Source organism: Streptomyces sp. NPDC057543 (genome assembly GCF_042801895.1).
Classification (GTDB): Bacteria; Actinomycetota; Actinomycetes; order Streptomycetales; family Streptomycetaceae; genus Streptomyces.
The window spans coordinates 1-1,607 of record NZ_JBHVFF010000574.1 but is presented as its reverse complement, the minus strand read 5'-3'; the positions used below and the strand labels follow the sequence as shown (position 1 = coordinate 1,607).

Annotated in this window: 1 protein-coding gene; it reads right to left on the bottom strand. The window is 68.9% G+C overall.

The window, feature by feature from the left end:
• Positions 1–38: 38 nt before the first annotated feature.
• Positions 39–1,487 (bottom strand): MFS transporter, encoded by a 1,449-nt coding sequence (locus ACFU8Q_RS41390; RefSeq protein ID WP_384465350.1) that lies wholly within the window; start codon positions 1,485–1,487, stop codon positions 39–41.
• Positions 1,488–1,607 lie beyond the last annotated feature (120 nt).

The following is a 1,607-nucleotide window of genomic DNA, read 5'->3' as shown; positions in this document are numbered from 1 at the left end:
GACACTTCACGTCCGGCGGGCCGCCCGGCCTGCGGCAGTCAGACCACTTCCGCCTGCTCGGGCTGCCCAGCCGCACTGTCGGCAGTGGATTTGTCGGGGGTGCGCAACGCCAGCAGGGACGCGAGCGCTCCGACGGCGGCGAGGACGGCGGCTCCGATGAAGGCGGCGGAGAACCCGTCGGTCAGGGCCTCGGGGTTGCCGAGTTCCCCAGCACCGTGAGCTGCGGCGACAGCGGTCATGGCGGCGAGACCGAGTGCGGAACCCACCTGGTAGCTGGTGTTGACGATGCCGGATGCGAGACCGCCCTCCTCCGGCCGGGCACTGGAGAGAGCCGTGCCCAGTGAGGGGATGAAGGCCAGCGACATGCCCGCGGCCGCCACGAGCGATGCCGGCAGGACGTCGACCCAGAAGGTGCCGTCGGGCCGGACGAAGGACAGCCAGAACATTCCGGCCGCGAGAGCGATCAGTCCCGCCACGATCAGGGGCTTGGGACCGAAGCGGTTGATCAGACGGGGTGCCAGAACAATCATCATGATCATGATGGCGACCGTCATGGGCAGCAGCGCGGCTCCGGAGGCGAACGCTCCGAGGCCCAGGACCTGCTGCAGGTAGAGGTTGAGGAAGAACCACATCGGGATCCACGCGGCGGCCATCAGCAACTGGGCCAGGTTGGCCCCGGCGAGGTTCGGCGCGCGCAGGATGGCCAGCCGCATCAGCGGCTGGCTCAACTTGGACTGCAGGACGACGAACACACCGATCAGCACGATTCCCGCGAGCAGGATCAGCCAGGTCCCGGCCGATCCCCAGCCGGTCTCGGGCGCACGGACGATGGCGTAGACGGCGGTGCCGAGGCCGGCGGTGACGGTGACCGCGCCCGCGAGGTCGATGGAGCCGCGGCGAGCCGGGGCCGAGGGCATCACGGCCGGCGTGATCGCCAGGACGATCAGCGCGATGGGAATGTTGAGGTAGAACACCCAGGGCCAGCTGGCGTACTGGGTGATGACACCGCCGAGGAAGACTCCCGCGGTACCGCCGGCCGGTGCGGCCGCGCCGTACAGGGCGAATGCCTTGCCGAGCTCCTGCGGCCTGGCCCCGAAGAGCATCATCAGCAGGGTCAGGGCGGAGGGTGCGATCAGTGCCGCCCCGGCCCCCTGCACGGCACGCCCTGCCAGCTCGACCCAGACCTGGCCGGCCAGTCCGGCCATCAGGGATCCGGCGGCCAGGACGATCCATCCCGTGGCGAACAGCCGCTTGGCGCCGAGGAGGTCCGACAGCCGCCCGCCGAGGAGGAGCAGGCCGCCGAACGCCACGACGTACGCATTGAAGACCCAGGACAGGTTCTCCTGGGAGAAGCCCAGATCATCCTGCATCTTGGGCAGCGCCACGCCGATGATCGACGTGTCCATGATCACCATGAACTGAGCGAGAGCGATCAGGGCCAGCGCGGTCCAGCGGCGCGGGTGCCCGGGCGAATTAGAGGAGGACACGTCAAACTCCTATACCGGAGGGGGGTATGACTGAGCGAGCGCCATCAACATACCCCCCAGGGGTAACCGCCGCCAGTGGTTCGACACAGAAGAAGCCCGGCTCCACGGTCGTCGTGGAGC